The sequence below is a fragment of the Megamonas funiformis genome, from assembly GCF_010669225.1.
In the GTDB taxonomy this organism is placed as follows: Bacteria; Bacillota; Negativicutes; order Selenomonadales; family Selenomonadaceae; genus Megamonas; species Megamonas funiformis.
The window spans coordinates 1,929,279-1,944,684 of sequence record NZ_CP048627.1; the positions used below are offsets into that span (position 1 = coordinate 1,929,279).

Annotated in this window: 17 protein-coding genes and 1 riboswitch; of the genes, 3 read left to right on the top strand and 14 right to left on the bottom strand. The window is 31.3% G+C overall.

Annotation, left to right across the window (positions count from 1 at the left end; genetic code table 11):
* Positions 1 to 49: 49 nt before the first annotated feature.
* Positions 50 to 655: a DNA methyltransferase gene (locus GXM21_RS12935; RefSeq protein ID WP_008539978.1), complete on the top strand. Its 606-nt coding sequence runs from the start codon at positions 50 to 52 to the stop codon at positions 653 to 655.
* Positions 656 to 711: 56 nt separating this feature from the next.
* A complete protein-coding gene (locus GXM21_RS13255; protein WP_421648075.1) occupies positions 712 to 870 on the top strand; it encodes a DNA methyltransferase in 159 nt (52 codons plus the stop codon).
* Here GXM21_RS13255 and GXM21_RS09755 read toward each other — a convergent pair.
* From GXM21_RS09755 to GXM21_RS09790, 8 genes are all read right to left on the bottom strand, one after another.
* Positions 867 to 1,844, bottom strand: a complete 978-nt coding sequence (locus tag GXM21_RS09755; RefSeq protein WP_249068210.1) for a DNA adenine methylase — start codon at positions 1,842 to 1,844, stop codon at positions 867 to 869. The two genes, GXM21_RS13255 and GXM21_RS09755, sit on opposite strands and share 4 nt — an antisense overlap.
* Positions 1,838 to 1,984 (bottom strand): hypothetical protein, encoded by a 147-nt coding sequence (locus tag GXM21_RS09760; protein WP_154645574.1) that lies wholly within the window; start codon positions 1,982 to 1,984, stop codon positions 1,838 to 1,840. Before GXM21_RS09760 ends, GXM21_RS09755 begins: the two co-directional genes overlap by 7 nt.
* 112 nt (positions 1,985 to 2,096) lie before the next feature.
* On the bottom strand, positions 2,097 to 2,654 hold the full coding sequence (locus GXM21_RS09765; RefSeq protein WP_015562059.1) for a lytic transglycosylase domain-containing protein: 558 nt from the start codon (positions 2,652 to 2,654) through the stop codon (positions 2,097 to 2,099).
* Between the two features lie 151 nt (positions 2,655 to 2,805).
* Positions 2,806 to 3,915 (bottom strand): IS200/IS605 family element RNA-guided endonuclease TnpB, encoded by a 1,110-nt coding sequence (tnpB, locus tag GXM21_RS09770; protein ID WP_008539974.1) that lies wholly within the window; start codon positions 3,913 to 3,915, stop codon positions 2,806 to 2,808.
* Positions 3,916 to 4,562: 647 nt separating this feature from the next.
* Positions 4,563 to 5,156 carry a dephospho-CoA kinase gene (gene coaE / locus GXM21_RS09775; RefSeq protein WP_008539973.1) on the bottom strand — a complete coding sequence of 198 codons (594 nt, stop codon included), beginning with the start codon at positions 5,154 to 5,156 and terminating at the stop codon, positions 4,563 to 4,565.
* A gap of 32 nt (positions 5,157 to 5,188) precedes the next feature.
* Complete coding sequence (gene mutM, locus GXM21_RS09780; RefSeq protein WP_244263891.1) at positions 5,189 to 6,019, bottom strand: DNA-formamidopyrimidine glycosylase; 831 nt, start codon at positions 6,017 to 6,019, stop codon at positions 5,189 to 5,191.
* Between the two features lie 43 nt (positions 6,020 to 6,062).
* Positions 6,063 to 8,711, bottom strand: a complete 2,649-nt coding sequence (polA, locus tag GXM21_RS09785) for a DNA polymerase I (RefSeq protein WP_008539971.1) — start codon at positions 8,709 to 8,711, stop codon at positions 6,063 to 6,065.
* A gap of 11 nt (positions 8,712 to 8,722) precedes the next feature.
* On the bottom strand, positions 8,723 to 9,919 hold the full coding sequence (locus tag GXM21_RS09790; protein WP_008539969.1) for a L,D-transpeptidase: 1,197 nt from the start codon (positions 9,917 to 9,919) through the stop codon (positions 8,723 to 8,725).
* A gap of 178 nt (positions 9,920 to 10,097) precedes the next feature.
* A riboswitch (THF riboswitch) is annotated at positions 10,098 to 10,195 on the top strand.
* A 55-nt stretch (positions 10,196 to 10,250) separates the two neighbouring features.
* On the opposite strand from GXM21_RS09790, the gene GXM21_RS09795 reads away from it, so the two are divergent.
* A complete protein-coding gene (locus GXM21_RS09795) occupies positions 10,251 to 10,763 on the top strand; it encodes a folate family ECF transporter S component (RefSeq protein WP_008539967.1) in 513 nt (170 codons plus the stop codon).
* A gap of 165 nt (positions 10,764 to 10,928) precedes the next feature.
* Here GXM21_RS09795 and GXM21_RS09800 read toward each other — a convergent pair whose 3' ends face one another.
* The 6 genes from GXM21_RS09800 to meaB form a co-directional block, all read right to left on the bottom strand.
* Positions 10,929 to 11,699 carry a 4Fe-4S binding protein gene (locus GXM21_RS09800; RefSeq protein WP_008539965.1) on the bottom strand — a complete coding sequence of 257 codons (771 nt, stop codon included), beginning with the start codon at positions 11,697 to 11,699 and terminating at the stop codon, positions 10,929 to 10,931.
* A gap of 100 nt (positions 11,700 to 11,799) precedes the next feature.
* The gene (locus GXM21_RS09805; protein ID WP_008539964.1) at positions 11,800 to 12,174 is read right to left on the bottom strand and encodes a biotin/lipoyl-containing protein; all 375 of its coding nucleotides are present in this window, start codon (positions 12,172 to 12,174) and stop codon (positions 11,800 to 11,802) included.
* A 46-nt stretch (positions 12,175 to 12,220) separates the two neighbouring features.
* The gene (locus GXM21_RS12870; protein ID WP_008539962.1) at positions 12,221 to 12,367 is read right to left on the bottom strand and encodes a hypothetical protein; all 147 of its coding nucleotides are present in this window, start codon (positions 12,365 to 12,367) and stop codon (positions 12,221 to 12,223) included.
* A gap of 20 nt (positions 12,368 to 12,387) precedes the next feature.
* Positions 12,388 to 13,917: a methylmalonyl-CoA decarboxylase subunit alpha gene (gene mmdA / locus GXM21_RS09810; protein ID WP_008539956.1), complete on the bottom strand. Its 1,530-nt coding sequence runs from the start codon at positions 13,915 to 13,917 to the stop codon at positions 12,388 to 12,390.
* 50 nt (positions 13,918 to 13,967) lie between these two features.
* A complete protein-coding gene (gene mce, locus GXM21_RS09815; protein ID WP_008539955.1) occupies positions 13,968 to 14,390 on the bottom strand; it encodes a methylmalonyl-CoA epimerase in 423 nt (140 codons plus the stop codon).
* A 36-nt stretch (positions 14,391 to 14,426) separates the two neighbouring features.
* Positions 14,427 to 15,368: a methylmalonyl Co-A mutase-associated GTPase MeaB gene (meaB, locus tag GXM21_RS09820; protein ID WP_008539954.1), complete on the bottom strand. Its 942-nt coding sequence runs from the start codon at positions 15,366 to 15,368 to the stop codon at positions 14,427 to 14,429.
* Positions 15,369 to 15,406: the final 38 nt, after the last annotated feature.

The following is a 15,406-nucleotide window of genomic DNA, read 5'->3' on the forward strand; positions in this document are numbered from 1 at the left end:
ATAATATTTATACGATTTATTTAAAATCATAAATTCTAAAGGAGTTCTTATGATAAGAAAAAAATTAGGGCAACGTATAAAAGAAAAACGTTTGCAATTAGGCTTAAGCCAAGAAAAATTTGCTCTTTCTATTAATATGGACAGAACATATTTTGCTAGTATTGAAAAAAGGATTAATATTTTGTTTAAATTAATAAATGATGACTGTTTTAATTTAATGAAAACAATTCCTGATAATTGCATTGACTTAATTTTAACTGATCCACCTTATAATATAGCTCAATATTCAACAGGAAATATTTTTTTGCCTAAACGAAAACCCATCAATAATGATATTGCAAATTGGGATAAAAATTCAATAAATCCACATAATTTAGTATATGATTTTAAACGTATTTTAAAACCAACTGGAAATATTTTTATCTTTACTGGTTATAATAAATTAGGACAGTGGCATGAAGCTTTCGATAAAGAATTTGATACTTTTCAAATTTTTATCTGGCATAAAACTAATCCACCGCCTAAAATATATAAAAATGGATTTCTAAATAGTTGTGAACTCATTGTTTGTCTATGGAATAAAGGTCATACTTGGAATTTTTCTACACAAAAAGAAATGCATAATTTTTTTGAAGTTCCTATCCTGAGAGATTAAAATCTCCATATCATCCAACACAAAAACCAATAAAACTTTTAAAACATCTTATATCTATTGCCAGTAATCCTAAAGATTTAATTTTCGATCCATTCATGGGAGTTGGTTCAACTGGTATTGCTTCTTTAAAATTAAACAGACGTTTTGCTGGATGCGAAATAAATAAGACATATTTTAAAGCTTGCTTTGATAGATTAAACTCTGTTTATCATTAATCAATAATATTTGTTATTATTAAATGTTCAACATCTCTTGTATTTCTACCACGTACATTATATGTGTAAGTATTATCAAAAGATATTATATTAAAATTATTTTCATACAGATTTCGAATGAAATCTGTATTTTTTATTACTAGTATAAACTTAGCTTTTATTTTTTTTAACTCATTTGCTAATCGTATTTGATCATCTTTTGTAAACTGTCTATTTTCATAATCTGAAAAATCTGTATCATATGGTGGATCTAAAAAGATAAAATCATTTTCAGTTACCTGTACTTGTTTAAAGAAATCTGCAAAATCTAAACAATATATTTTAGTATTTTGAAAAACATGTTTAATTTCTTCATTAAACATATTTTCGATTTTATTTCTTAATATTTTTTTATTATAAGATATTCCTCCATATGGTATATTAAATTCACCATTATTATTATATCTAAACATAGAGCCATAGCAATATTCTCTTATAAAGTAAAAATTAGCTACTTGATATGCTCTAGATAATGATGTATTTCTTTTTAAGTTAATATCGTTATACACCTTTCTAAAATACATATAATAACCACTCATAAAACCAGTTATTAAATTCTCCCTCAAATCCTCTTCTAATAATGGTTTCTTTTCATTTAACTTTACAACTCTTAATATTTTATTTGTTTCTGTTTCTATTATCTGTCTAAAAAATTCATTTTTGTCTATAAGCAATGTATTATAAAATTCTAAATCAAAATTTTGCATTAATTTTTTAGAGAAAATTTTTAAATCATATACAATATTTTCTTTTTTATAATTTTTATCTCTAGTTTTTATATATATTTCTAATATATCATTATAAAATTTATTACAAAATGATAATAAATCCATAAAACTTTTATCATAATTAATTAATAATTTATACAACTGATTATCCTGATTTTTAATTAATTCATAATAATTAATTAAAGACTTTGATATATCATTTACCAAAGCTTTCTGTGGTGATAAATGAAAAAATAATGCACCACCACCAAAAAAAGCTCAATATATCTATCATATTTTGGAATTAAATATTCAAAATTTTTAATTTCTCCAGATTTTCCACCTGGCCACTTTATTATAGGTTTCACAATATCTCCTTCATATTATAATTCTATTTTTTTAGCATCTTATTCTATCATATTATTTTTTATATGTGAAGAAAGCTATATATCATGATTTATTCATAATATATAGCCTTCTTTATTTATATAACTTATTATAATGTTTTTTATTTTCTAGTACACGTTTTACATATTCTCTTGTCTCAGGAAAAGGTATTTTGGTATAATCTTTAAAATTTATATCCCAATGATATTTTTCCATCCATTCATATACATTTCCTCTACCTGCATTATAAGCTGCAAGAGCTAATACTTCATTTCCTTCAAATTCTGTCTGCAATTCAGATAGGTACCATGTACCATATTTTATATTCATATTCACATTATACAATTTATCTACAGAAAAACTATCATCTTCTATTTGCGTAGCAATCCAGCTACCAGTTTCTGGCATGATTTGCATAAGTCCTCTAGCCCCATGGACAGAAGTAGCATCTTGACGAAATTTACTCTCTGCTAAAATAACACTTGCCACTAAATTTCTATCTACTTCATATCTATCTGCATAAAAATTTATTGTATCTTGATAATCATATGGATATAAATATTTTCGTTGAAAATCCTCATTTTGCCAAACAAAATAACTTAAACTAGCTAATACTAAAATCATTAGCAATAATTTTTTCCAAAAACTCATTTTACGTTTTGTCTTAATATTTACTTGATGGTGTATCCTCTCACTCCTGAACCTCCCACAACTAAAGTCGCGGGGTTCTCGGTCAAGTATTCTAACGAATACAGTATCTCCGAGCTATCCCCATAGTTCCTACGGTTCTTGTATATATTATTTATGCTATGTTTAATATTCTTAATCCTTCATTTCTAATATTTATAGCTGCATTTACATCTCTATCATGATGTGTTTTACATTTAGGACAGTTCCAATCTCTAATATTTAAGTTTTTTACTTCAGTATTTTTATATCCACAAATATGACATAATTGGCTCGAAGGATAAAATTTATCTATTTTGACAATAATTTTACCAAACCATTTGGCTTTATATATTAGTTGTCTCATAAACTCTGACCAGCTAACATCAGCTATATTTCTTGCTAATTTATGATTTTTCATCATGTTTTCAACCTGCAAATCTTCAAGACAGATCACATCGTAATTTCTGATAAGTTGACATGTTACTTGATGTAGTAAATTATATCTTTGATTAGCAATTCTATCATGCAATTTAGCCACTTTTACTCTAGCCTTTTCCCAATTTGAGCTTCCTTTTGTTTTTCGAGAAAGCTCTCTTTGAAGCTTAGCTAATCTAGTCAGTGATTTTTGCAAGTATTTAGGATTGCTATATTTTACTGCATCTGAGGTTATGACAAAATTCTTTATCCCTAAATCTAAGCCAACATATTTATTCGTTTTGATAGATTCAGGTTGAGGCACATCTGTACAACATAGTGCAACGTAATATTTTCCACTAGGAGTCTGCGATACTGTCGCACTTAAAATCCTACCTTCTATTTGGCGATATTTATCTCTTGTTTTAATCTTGCCTATTTTAGGTAGTTTTATTTTATTTCCTAAAAATACAATGTTGTTATTTGTCATATTTGTTTTATACGATTTATACCGATTCTTTTTAGATTTGAATTTAGGAAAGCCTACTTTTTGTCTATTAAAAAAGTTTTTATATGCTGTATCTAAATTTTTTAAAGCATTTTGTAAAGAGGATTTATCTGGTTCTTTAAGCCACTTTTTTTCTTTTTTTAATTGAGTAAGCTCTTTTGAACATTCATTATAACCTATGGTCTTCTTATTTTGCTCATATGCTTTAATTCTTCTATCTAAAAAGTAATTATATATAAAACGTACACAGCCAAAAGTTTTTTGAAGTAAACACTCTTGTGTTTTGTTGGGGTATATCCTAAATTTATAAGCTTTTTCCATAATAAACACTTACTCTTTCTAATGAATAAACATATCTTTTGCCATATATTACTTCCATACTATCATCTAATATAATCATGACATATCTATAGTAATATAACAAGTGTTTATATATTAACTACTTATTTTAAATAACATATACAAAAACTGTAGGTTCTACTTTAGTCGTATTATGAGGTCTCGTTCATATAGAAACGCTACTTTCTATACAGTTCTCTTATGAACTTCCGTTACTTTCATAACGGCACAGACTATATCTTATCCCTCAGCTTTATCTGTTAGAGTCTGTCCACTTCCTCAGTCAATCGCTTACTGAGTACTTCCCTCAAGAGGAATAGTCGTTGAACGTTCTCCTATTTGGAGCTTCGCTGCTGATTATCCATTTTTCAGCACTTAGGATTTAACCTTATGCTATATATCTGATTTTTTCTGCTTTCGCCACATTCACGCTTAACCTTATTTCATGTTTACGTTGTAGTTCAGATATCTTTAGGGTTTTCCAGCAATTCAAACAGTATTGGATAGCTCTTTGTCTATCTCTACGTACATATTTCTATATACGCTGACTATTTTGTTTGCCTAACTCATGATTAAAATCACAAGTGTGCGGTTCACAATAATCAAACTAGACATGAATTATCAACCCTTTATAATAATCTCTCATTCCATATTTTTTCTACTAATTGTAACGTAACTTCTGGAGCATTACTACTATCAATTACCACATCTGCACGTTTTGCTTTTTCTTCTAAAGACATCTGTGCATCTATTCTACTTATTGCTTCTTCTTTAGTTAAGCCATCACGATTTTGAATGCGCTCTATTTGCAACTGTCTGCTGATTTTTACAACCCAAACTTCATCTGCAAATTTATCCCAATTAGCTTCATATAAAAGAGGTATATCTAAGATTACTACTTCTATACCATTTTGTCTACACTCATCTATTTGTTTTACGATTTCATCTCTAATCAACGGGTGCATTGTTGTATTCATCCATGTTTTTTCTTTTTCATCAGTAAATACAATCTGCCCAATGAGTCTACGATTTAAACTATTATCTGCATTTAAAACTTTATCGCCAAAATGATTTACATACGCTTGCCAAATTGATTTTTTAGGCTCAGATAGTTGTCGAGCTATAGCATCACCATCAATGATAAAAGCTCCTTTTTGTTTTAAATAAGCACTAACCGTACTTTTTCCACAAGCTATACCACCAGTAAGACCTATAATCTTCATAAAAATCCTCCTTTCTAGCTTTTATTTAAAATTTATTTATCATCATTTAATTTTTGACAATTAGGGCAAAAATAAGTACCTCTGCCATTTAATACGATTTTAGTTATTAAATTATGGCAAAATCTACATTTTTTGCCTTTGCGATTATATACATATAATTTATCTTGATGACTTCCTTTTTCACCTAAACCATTGCGATAATCGCGAAAACTTGTGCCGCCATCTCTTATACCTTCACTTATAACCAAATTAATAGCTTGATGAAGTTTTTCTATTTCTTCATCACTTAAAGAATTTGCTTTACGTTCTGGATGAATTTTACTGATGGCTAGTGCTTCATCTACATATATATTGCCCAAACCTGCCACATTTTTTTGATTTAATAAAAATGGTTTTATTTTTGTTTTACTCTTATCTAGACAATCTTTTAAATACTCTATGGTAAATTCTGAAGATAATGGTTCTGCACCTAAAGTATATAGCCCTTTTAAGCGAGAAATTTCATCTGTAGTTATTAAATCCAAAGTTCCTAATCTGCGGATATCTGCATATATCAATTTAGTTTTATCTTCTAAATGATATATTACACAACTATATTTATCTATATCCTCATTTTCCTGTTTATATAATAGCTTTCCTGTCATTCGCAAATGAATGATATTTAATCTGCCATCATCTAAGGACATGATGATATATTTTCCTCTGCGTTTTAAAGATTTGATAATTCTATCTTGCAAAAGCTTTTTATATTCATCACTACTAGGAGATTTTATTATATCACCTTTTATGATTTCTACATCTACGATTTTTTTATTTTCGATAAAATCTTTAATCCCTACGACAATATTTTCTACTTCTGGCATTTCAGGCACAAAACCACCACCTTTTTTATAATTAATTTACTTTTTATTTTGCTTCTGCCCAGTTTTTACCATAATTAATATCAATGATAAGTGGCACTTTTAAACTAGCTGTATTTTGCATAGCTGTTGTCAAAATTTCTGATACTTTTTCTATTTCTTCTTTTACAACTTCTAACACTAATTCATCGTGTACTTGCAATAAAATTCTACTTTTCAAATTAGCTTCTTTTATCGCTTCACTAGCTCTGTTCATCGCAATTTTTATGATGTCAGCTGCTGTTCCTTGGATTGGTGTATTCATAGCCATGCGTTCTGCTAATGCACGCTGATTAAAATTACTGCTCTTAATCGCTGGCAAATAACGGCGACGACCAAATAAAGTCGTAACAAAACCATCTTGATATGCTTTTTCTACAATTTCATGCATGAAATTCTTCACGCCACTACATTCTTGTAAATAATTATCTATATATTCCCTAGCTTCTTTTGGCGAAATATGCAGATTTTTTGCCAAACCAAACGCACTTATACCATAGATAATACCGAAATTTACAGCCTTTGCCTTACCTCTAAGTTCTGAAGTAACTTCATCTATAGGCACTTTAAATACTTGAGCTGCTGTCGCTGTATGAATATCTTGATTATGACAAAAAGCATCTATAAAATGTTTATCCTCTGACATATGAGCCATTATTCTAAGCTCAATCTGAGAATAGTCAGCAGATAAGATATAATCATAACCTTCGCCGGGCTCAAATAGACTGCGAATTTTTTTACCTTCCGCTGTGCGTACAGGAATATTTTGCAAATTCGGCTCAGAACTGCTGAGTCTTCCTGTTTCTGTTACAGTCTGATTGAAACTTGTATGAATTCTCTTAGTCTGTGGATTGATTAATGCTTTCAAGCCATCTAAATACGTAGTTTTTAATTTATTTAACATACGATAATCTAAAATCTTAGCGATAATAGGGTGAGCATATATTAAATTTTCTAGTACTTCCGCATTTGTAGAATATCCTGTCTTTGTCTTTTTCAAAGCTGGCAAGCCCAATTTATTGAATAAAATATCGCCTAATTGTTTTGGTGAATTAATATTAAATATTTCTCCAGCCAATTCATAAATATCTTGCTCTAAAGCTGTGATTTGTTTATACATCTGTTCATTCATATCATCGAGTTTTTGCTCATTAATATAAATACCTACAGTTTCCATATCACAAAGCATTTTAGCAAGTGGTAATTCTATCTGTTCATAAAGATTTACCATTTTTTCATCAACTAATTTATCCGCCAAAACATTACTCAAATCAGCTAAATGTCTTGCACCGCAAATTAATTTTTCTTCTTCATTGAGATTTTCCCATGGAATTTCTTCTTCAATATCTGCCATTTGCCACAATACATTCATTTCATAGCTTCGTTTAGCAGGTTCTAAAAGATATGCCATAAGCAAAGTATCATAAATCTTACCTTTTAAATCTAAATTCAAATGATAAAGCATTTTTACATCATAAACAAATTTAGTGATTGTTTCATCTTGCAATACTTCACTGAGTTTATCTATATCTTCTTTTGCTCTTATGATACCAAGACTATCTTTGCAACAAATAGCCATCATATCAATGGATATATCCGGCACTTTCCCTTCAAATAAAACCATAAAGGAAACAGATTTTTCTGCTTTTATCTTTGATATTAAAGCATCAATTTTATCTTGCGTAAATTCCTCATAAACTGGCATAGTAGCTTCAAAATTCAAAGCTAATTCAGCATCATCATTTTGACTTGCAACTTCTAATTTATCAGCTAAGACTTTTTTCATACGAGTCAAAACTGTTTTCAACTCATATTTTTGACAAAAATCATTTAGTTTTTGCAAATTAGGAGTCAATTCAAACTCTTGTGGTTTAAAATCCACATCTACTTCACAGCATATAGTAGCCAATTTATAAGATAATCTAGCTAATTCTTGATTTTCCTGTAATTTTTCTTTTAATTTTTTACCTGAAACATTATCTATATTATTCAAGAGATTTTCTAAATCTTGATATTGTGATAATAATTTCAAAGCTGTTTTCTCGCCAATTCCTGGTACACCCGGAATATTATCTGAGCTATCACCCATCAAAGCTTTTATATCAATTAATTTTATCGGTTCAAGACCTGCATATTTTTCTTTAAATGCTTCTTCATCAAAAATCTGCATATCCATGATACCGCGTTTAGTGAGCATAACTTTTAAATTAGGGCGAATTAATTGCAAAGCATCTTTATCACCTGTTACAATCAAGGCTTCATAATCTTGACTAGCTGCTTTTGTTGCCAAAGTACCGATGATATCATCTGCTTCATAATTATCTTTTTCAATAAAAGCAATACCCAAAGCTTCCAAAAATTCACGTAGTAACGGTATCTGTGATTTTAATTCATCTGGAGTTTTTTCTCTTTGTCCCTTATACTCTGCATACATTTGTGTACGAAAAGTTTGACGACTTTTATCAAAAGCCACAACTATATTATCTGGCTTATATTCTGTTAAGATTTTTCCCAACATATTAGAAAAACCCATGATAGCATTTGTATATATACCACTTGAAGAAGTAAGTAGTGGCAAAGCAAAAAATGCTCTATACATTAAACTACTACCATCTATAATAATAAATCTTTTCTTATTATCTTCTCTTCGCTCCACAATGACCTCCATTATTTTTTAACATCTGTATTTGCTTTTTCCTGTTTGTTTTTCTTATCTGCTACAGCTTTTTTATCGGATTGTGTATTATTATCTTGTTCAAGATTTTTATTGTCGTTTTCCATTAAATTAATTTTTTCATCTGTTTGTTTTTTAGGAACAACAATTTCTTTATTTGTAGTATTAGCAGGGATATCTACTACATTTTTATCAGCAGTAATTTTATTTAAAGTTATTTCTGTAACATTTTTATTTAAGCTATAATCATAATCAAAAATATTTGCTATATCTGTCAAACGCATATAAGCTACATTACTATAAAGACTGGTATCAGCTTCACCTTTTTGTGTTTTTACTAAATTATTATCCATAGTTATTGGCGTATTTAATGTAGTAGCTAAAGCTTTTACTGGTACATAAATTAAATTTTTATAATTAACTGCTTTATAATTAAGTTTTTTACCATTAAACATAATATTTACAGGTGCTGCTACATAATTTGGTTGACCATTAGATAATTCTATAGATTTAGCCACAGCTTCATCAGTTATGAAATCAGCTATACCATAACCTTTTAGACCTTGTTTTACAAAATCCACTGTTAAATTTTGCATATCATATCCATCTGGATAAATATAATAAGCTACTCTACCATCAAAAGTTTTATCAATAACTAGACGGTTGTACATAATTTGAACTTCTGTACCAACTTCAACTTTATCAAATACTTTTTCTACATCGGCTTCAACCATACGTACACAGCCATTAGAAACATAATGACCTACAGAGTCTGGTCTATTTGTCCCATGTATACCATAATTGCCACCAATGCCAATCCAACGATAACCAAGTGGATTATCTTCACCGGAAGGAATAACTACGCTTACATCAGCAGGGTCTGTCCATGTAGGATTTACAATTTTTTCTACAACTTTATAAAAACCAACTGGAGTTTTAGTTTCTATTTTACCTACGCCAACAGGATACATCTCTATACATTTATCATTATCATATAAACGCAATGAACGTGCTGGTATATTTATCAAAATCCAACGTTTTACAGTATTTACATTATTATTTACCTGTATATCCGTTGCCTCATCAGCTCCACCAATCTTATCTTGCGCTGTATTTTCAGCTTGTGCATATGCTACTGTATTAAATACAAACATCACGCCTAAAAGCAAAAATACGATAAATTTTTTCATTATGAATCACTATTCCTTTGCTCCAAAAAATTATATTATATCGTTTACATAATATCACATTTTATTCGTAGTATCTATTATCTAGCTAAAAATACTACCATCTTTATTTACTTATACTCATTAGAAATTTTTATATAGACAAGCCTTCTTTATAGTTTTATAATTGATAGTGCTATTCAGCAGAGTAGATATTTGTGCGTTAAGTGTCAAATAGACGGGGAGTTGCTATTTGAACGAAAAGTTTTTCTTGCGGTACAAATATCGCATCCCGCTGCTACATGAAGGAATATTCCTCCTATGTGGCAACGCAATATCAAGGAGGTTTAATCTCATGTACAACAACTCATCATTATCATCTATCGTTTATGGTGGTATTTTCATGGCTTTAACAATTTTATTTACTTATGTTTTTGCCATTCAAACCACTTTCATTCGCGTAGATTTTGCTTTTATTCCGATTTGTTTATATGCCATGCGTTTTGGCACAACAAAAACTATTATTATGTCAGCTCTTGCAGATATTATCGGTAGCAATCTTTTTATGCCAGGTTTATATTTTCCTGGATTTACTATAAGTGCTATTGCCTCTAGTTTTATTTATGGCAAATTTCTTTATAAAAAAACTATTACTTTAAAAAAATTATTGCTTATGAATTTAACTATTTTCTTATTTGTTGATTGTATTCTCAACAATATCTGGCTTACTTTAATGTATAAAGATGCTGCTACTTCTTTTTATATCATGCGTATCGTAAAATCAGTTCTTCTATTACCGATAAAAGCTGCCATTTTATATAATATTTACAAGCCTTTACGCTACTTTATCCTCAAATATAATAATTAAAATTTAATATATTTTATATTGGAGATTTTATCATGGGTGATTTATTTTTATTATTTCTAATCGTTGTAGTTTTTCTTTATACATTCTGGGACGATGTATTCACTGACACTAATCAATTTTAATGTAAAAATACTCTAGAGCTTATATTGCTCTAGAGTATTTTTTTTATAAATAAAATTGATTGTCTTTACATTCATTACACAATGGAGTCAAATGAACACGTAAATTTTCCAATACTCTATTATCCACAAAACGACAATTTATCGGACAAACTTTTACACAACGTAAGCAAGAAATACATTTTTCACTATTGCATTTATAAGTCTTACTATCAATAGCACCTGTAGGACATTCACTTGCACATTTACCACAAGCTACACAATTTTCTTTTATAAAATCTGGCGCCATTGGTGCTAATTTTACTTCTTTATAAGGTCTATTTCCCGGTATTTCATCTACTAATAAAACATCTTCTTGGAGTTTATTTTTTAACTTTTGCATAAAACTTATCAATTCAGCTTTATCTTTTCTATCTGGTCTACCCTTGCCAAAGTCATGAATTATTGAATGCTCTGTTACAACTGCTGAACCTGCTAAAATTCTAAAACCTTGCTCTTTAGCCATATCAAATAATTCTATTAAAGTATCTTCTTGTGCTCTATTTCCATAGGTTACAACTACTATCGCTAATGCATTATTACCTTTAATTTTGCTAAAACGTTCTTTAAAAGTAATAGGCACTCTACCTGCATATGAAGGAACACCTAAAAATACTAAATCATTTTCAGCTAAAGATACATCATCTAGATTTGTATCTCTTGATGTTAAATTTATATTTTTATAATTAGGGCTTATTTGCTCACTCAAAAACTGTAATACGAATTTTGTTGTATCTGTTGGACTAAAAAACAGATTATAAACTTTATCAATATCCATAATAATCTCTCCATTTATAAATATAAAGATTATATACAAATACAAAAAGAACCCATTAGCTTAACTAATGGGCCCTTTCTTTGTAATTTATCGATTAAAATTAACCGATAACAACCATAGTCTGACCAGGTTTTACGCTATCGCCAGCGTTAACTGCGAAAGATTTAACTGTACCAGCAGCTGGAGCTGTGATTTCGTTCTGCATTTTCATAGCTTCAAGAATTAAAAGAACATCGCCAGCATTAACAGCTTGACCTACGGAAGCTACTAATTTTACAATTTTACCAGGCATTGGAGCAGTAACAGTGTTGTCACCAGCAGCAGGTGCAGCAGCAGCGGCAGCTGGAGCAGCTTTTGGTGCAGGTGCAGCAGCTGGAGCAGCTTTTGGTGCAGCAGCAACTGGAGCAGCAGCTTTTACTTCTTCAATTTCAACTTCATAAGCGTTACCATTTACAGTGATGTTAAATTTTTTCACGACGTATTCCTCCAAGAATTATCTTTTTTATTTGATTGATGATTTATTAAACAGCATCGCGTCTGCCAGCCATAACCCATGCATCGCTACGTTTAATACGAACAGCCATAACTTTATGACCAACCATCATTTCTACAGCAGCAGTAATAGCAGCTACTATTTCTTCACTGATAGGAGCATTATTATTTGCCATCTTAAAACTCTCTCCTCTTATTATAATGGAACATTACCATGTTTTTTTGCAGGACGTGCTTCACGTTTGCTTGCAAGCATGTTCAATGCAGTGATAATACGAGGGCGGGATTCTTTAGGTTCAATTACCATATCAATGTAACCACGTTCAGCAGCTTTGTATGGTGTAGCGAATTCAGCTACATATTCAGCTGTTTTTGCTGCAACATCAGGGTCTTTTCTGAAGATGATGTTTGCTGCACCAGCAGGACCCATAACAGCAATTTCTGCTGTAGGCCAAGCCATAACTTGGTCAGCACCGAGTTCACGAGAGCACATAGCAAGGTAAGAACCACCATATGCTTTACGAGTGATAAGTGTAATTTTTGGTACTGTTGCTTCGCAATAAGCATAAAGCATTTTTGCACCATGACGAATGATACCGCCATATTCCTGATCTGTACCTGGTAAGAAGCCAGGAACGTCAACGAGGTTAACGATAGGAATATTAAATGCGTCACAGAAACGAATGAAACGTGCTGATTTATCAGAAGCATTAATATCAAGGCAACCTGCCATTACAGCTGGTTGGTTTGCAATGATACCAACGGAACGTCCATCAAAATGAGCAAAACATGTAATGATGTTTGTAGCATAATGCTGATGAACTTCATAGAATTCACCATCATCTACTAAGGAACGAATAACATCTTTCATGTCATAAGGCATGTTAGCGTTATCTGGAATTACAGTGTTTAATTCTTCATCCATACGGGATGGATCATCATTTGTAGGTCTTTCTGGAGCATCATCCATGTTGTTGCTTGGTAAGAAGCTTAATAAGTAACGAATTTGTTCGATACAATCATCTTCATTTTCAGCAGCAAAATGAGCAACACCAGAAGTAGTGTTATGAGTCATAGCACCACCGAGCTGTTCAGCTGTTACTTCTTCAGCAGTAACAGATTTGATAACAGCAGGACCAGTGATAAACATCTGGCTAGTATTTTTTACCATGTAGATAAAGTCAGTAAGAGCTGGAGAATATACTGCACCACCTGCGCATGGTCCCATGATTACAGAAATCTGTGGAACAACACCGGAAGCGTCTGTATTTCTCTGGAAAATTCCGCCGTAACCAGAAAGAGCGTCAACAGCTTCTTGAATACGAGCCCCACCAGAGTCATTGATACCAACGCATGGAGCACCCATTTTCAAGGACATTTCTTGTACTTTCCAGATTTTTTTAGCATGCATTTCACCAAGAGAACCACCTTCAACAGTGAAGTCTTGAGCGTAAGCATATACTAAACGTCCATCAACTGTACCATAACCTGTAATTACACCTTCAGCAGGTAAATCTTTCTTTTCCTGACCAAAGTTAGTGCAACGATGTTTTACAAACTGATCTAATTCTACAAATGTACCTTCATCAAAAAGTTTTTCAATACGTTCACGAGCAGTCATTTTACCTTTAGCATGTTGTTTTGCAACACGTTTAGGACCGCCTGCTTGTAAAATATGTTCCTTTTTGGCATTCATGAGGTCAATTCGTTCTTGAACTGTAGCCAAAGTTATACCTCCTTAATAAAATCTATATCTATTAAAAAATTTAATATAGATTATTTTGTTTCATCTAAACGCTGAGCAAGTTCAACTAAGATACCGCTAGCTTTTGGATGAACGAATGCAATGCTGGAATTGCCAGCGCCGTAACGAGGTTGTTCATCAATCATACGAACGCCTTTTTCTTTCATTTCAGCGATAGCTTCTTCAATGTTATCAACGTTTAATGCAATGTGCTGAATACCAGAACGGCCACCATTTTTTGCAAGATATTTTGCAATTGGGCCATCTTCAGTAGTGGATTCTAAAAGTTCAATTTCGCAATCGCCACATGGAACGAAGCTTACTTTTACTTTTTGTTCTTCTACAATTTCATCTTCTTTAGTGATTTTAATACCTAAAGTTTCTTCATAGAATTTCTTTGCTTCTTGAAGATTTGGTACAGCAATACCGATATGGTCAACTCTGTTGATTTTCATTGATAAAACCCTCCTGATATAAATATTATATCTAAATTATTTTTTTAACATATTATCCATAATAGTATTAACTACTGTATATGGGTCATTCTGACGAGTTTCAATATCTTTTACATAAGCATCTAATTCGCCAGTTTCTACAATATGTTTTGTTATATAAGAACCAATAGATGCACTCAAGCGGTCCAATAACTCATTTTTAGCACGTTTATGACGTCTAATAGCTAATGTTCCACTTTCTACTAAATAATTTTGATGTTCAGTAATTGTATCTACTAATTCATTAATACCTTCGCCTCTACTAGCCATGACTTTTTTAACTGGAGGACGCCAATCTGGTGTTTCTCCATCAAGGTCTAGCATCATATTAAGCTCTGTATATAATTTATCTGCACCATCAAGATCTGCTTTATTGATAGTGAAGATATCACCAATTTCCAATATTCCTGCTTTTATAGCTTGGATATCATCACCAAGGCCTGGTACCATTACAACCATAGTAGTATCAGCCGCTTTAACGATATCAACCTCAGATTGTCCTACCCCTACAGTTTCTACAATAATTACATCTTTACCAAAAGCATCCATAGCTTTTATTGCATCAGCTGTTTTATGAGATAAGCCGCCTAAGCTACCTCTTGTCCCCATACTACGGATAAAGACACCTTCATCGAGGGTTAAGCTGTTCATTCTTATACGGTCACCTAAGATAGCTCCGCCTGTGAATGGACTAGTTGGGTCAATAGCTATAATACCAACTGTTTTTCCCTGATTACGATAAGCTCTTGCGAGTCTATCGGTAAGAGTGGATTTACCTGCACCTGGTGGGCCAGTAATACCAAGGACAAAGGCATGCCCAGTATGTGGATACAGTTTTTTCATGATTTCTACTGCAGCATCTGTTTCATTTTCAATTGCTGTGATTGCACGAGTTAATGCTAAACGATTTCCATTTAACAATTCTTGAGCTATATCCATATAAGCACCACCTTTGATGTCAGCTCCTGTCCCTTATG

What these genes read in the sequence shown, in the direction of transcription:
- meaB (WP_008539954.1), bottom strand. Translation starts at nt 15,368, where the DNA reads ATGGATATAGCTCAAGAATTGTTAAATGGAAATCGTTTAGCATTAACT.
- mutM (WP_244263891.1), bottom strand. Translation starts at nt 6,019, where the DNA reads ATGCCAGAAGTAGAAAATATTGTCGTAGGGATTAAAGATTTTATCGAA.
- GXM21_RS12870 (WP_008539962.1), bottom strand. Translation starts at nt 12,367, where the DNA reads ATGGCAAATAATAATGCTCCTATCAGTGAAGAAATAGTAGCTGCTATT.
- tnpB (WP_008539974.1), bottom strand. Translation starts at nt 3,915, where the DNA reads ATGGAAAAAGCTTATAAATTTAGGATATACCCCAACAAAACACAAGAG.
- coaE (WP_008539973.1), bottom strand. Translation starts at nt 5,156, where the DNA reads ATGAAGATTATAGGTCTTACTGGTGGTATAGCTTGTGGAAAAAGTACG.
- GXM21_RS09790 (WP_008539969.1), bottom strand. Translation starts at nt 9,919, where the DNA reads ATGAAAAAATTTATCGTATTTTTGCTTTTAGGCGTGATGTTTGTATTT.
- GXM21_RS09800 (WP_008539965.1), bottom strand. Translation starts at nt 11,699, where the DNA reads ATGGATATTGATAAAGTTTATAATCTGTTTTTTAGTCCAACAGATACA.
- GXM21_RS09765 (WP_015562059.1), bottom strand. Translation starts at nt 2,654, where the DNA reads ATGAGTTTTTGGAAAAAATTATTGCTAATGATTTTAGTATTAGCTAGT.
- mce (WP_008539955.1), bottom strand. Translation starts at nt 14,390, where the DNA reads ATGAAAATCAACAGAGTTGACCATATCGGTATTGCTGTACCAAATCTT.
- GXM21_RS12935 (WP_008539978.1), top strand. Translation starts at nt 50, where the DNA reads ATGATAAGAAAAAAATTAGGGCAACGTATAAAAGAAAAACGTTTGCAA.
- GXM21_RS09795 (WP_008539967.1), top strand. Translation starts at nt 10,251, where the DNA reads ATGTACAACAACTCATCATTATCATCTATCGTTTATGGTGGTATTTTC.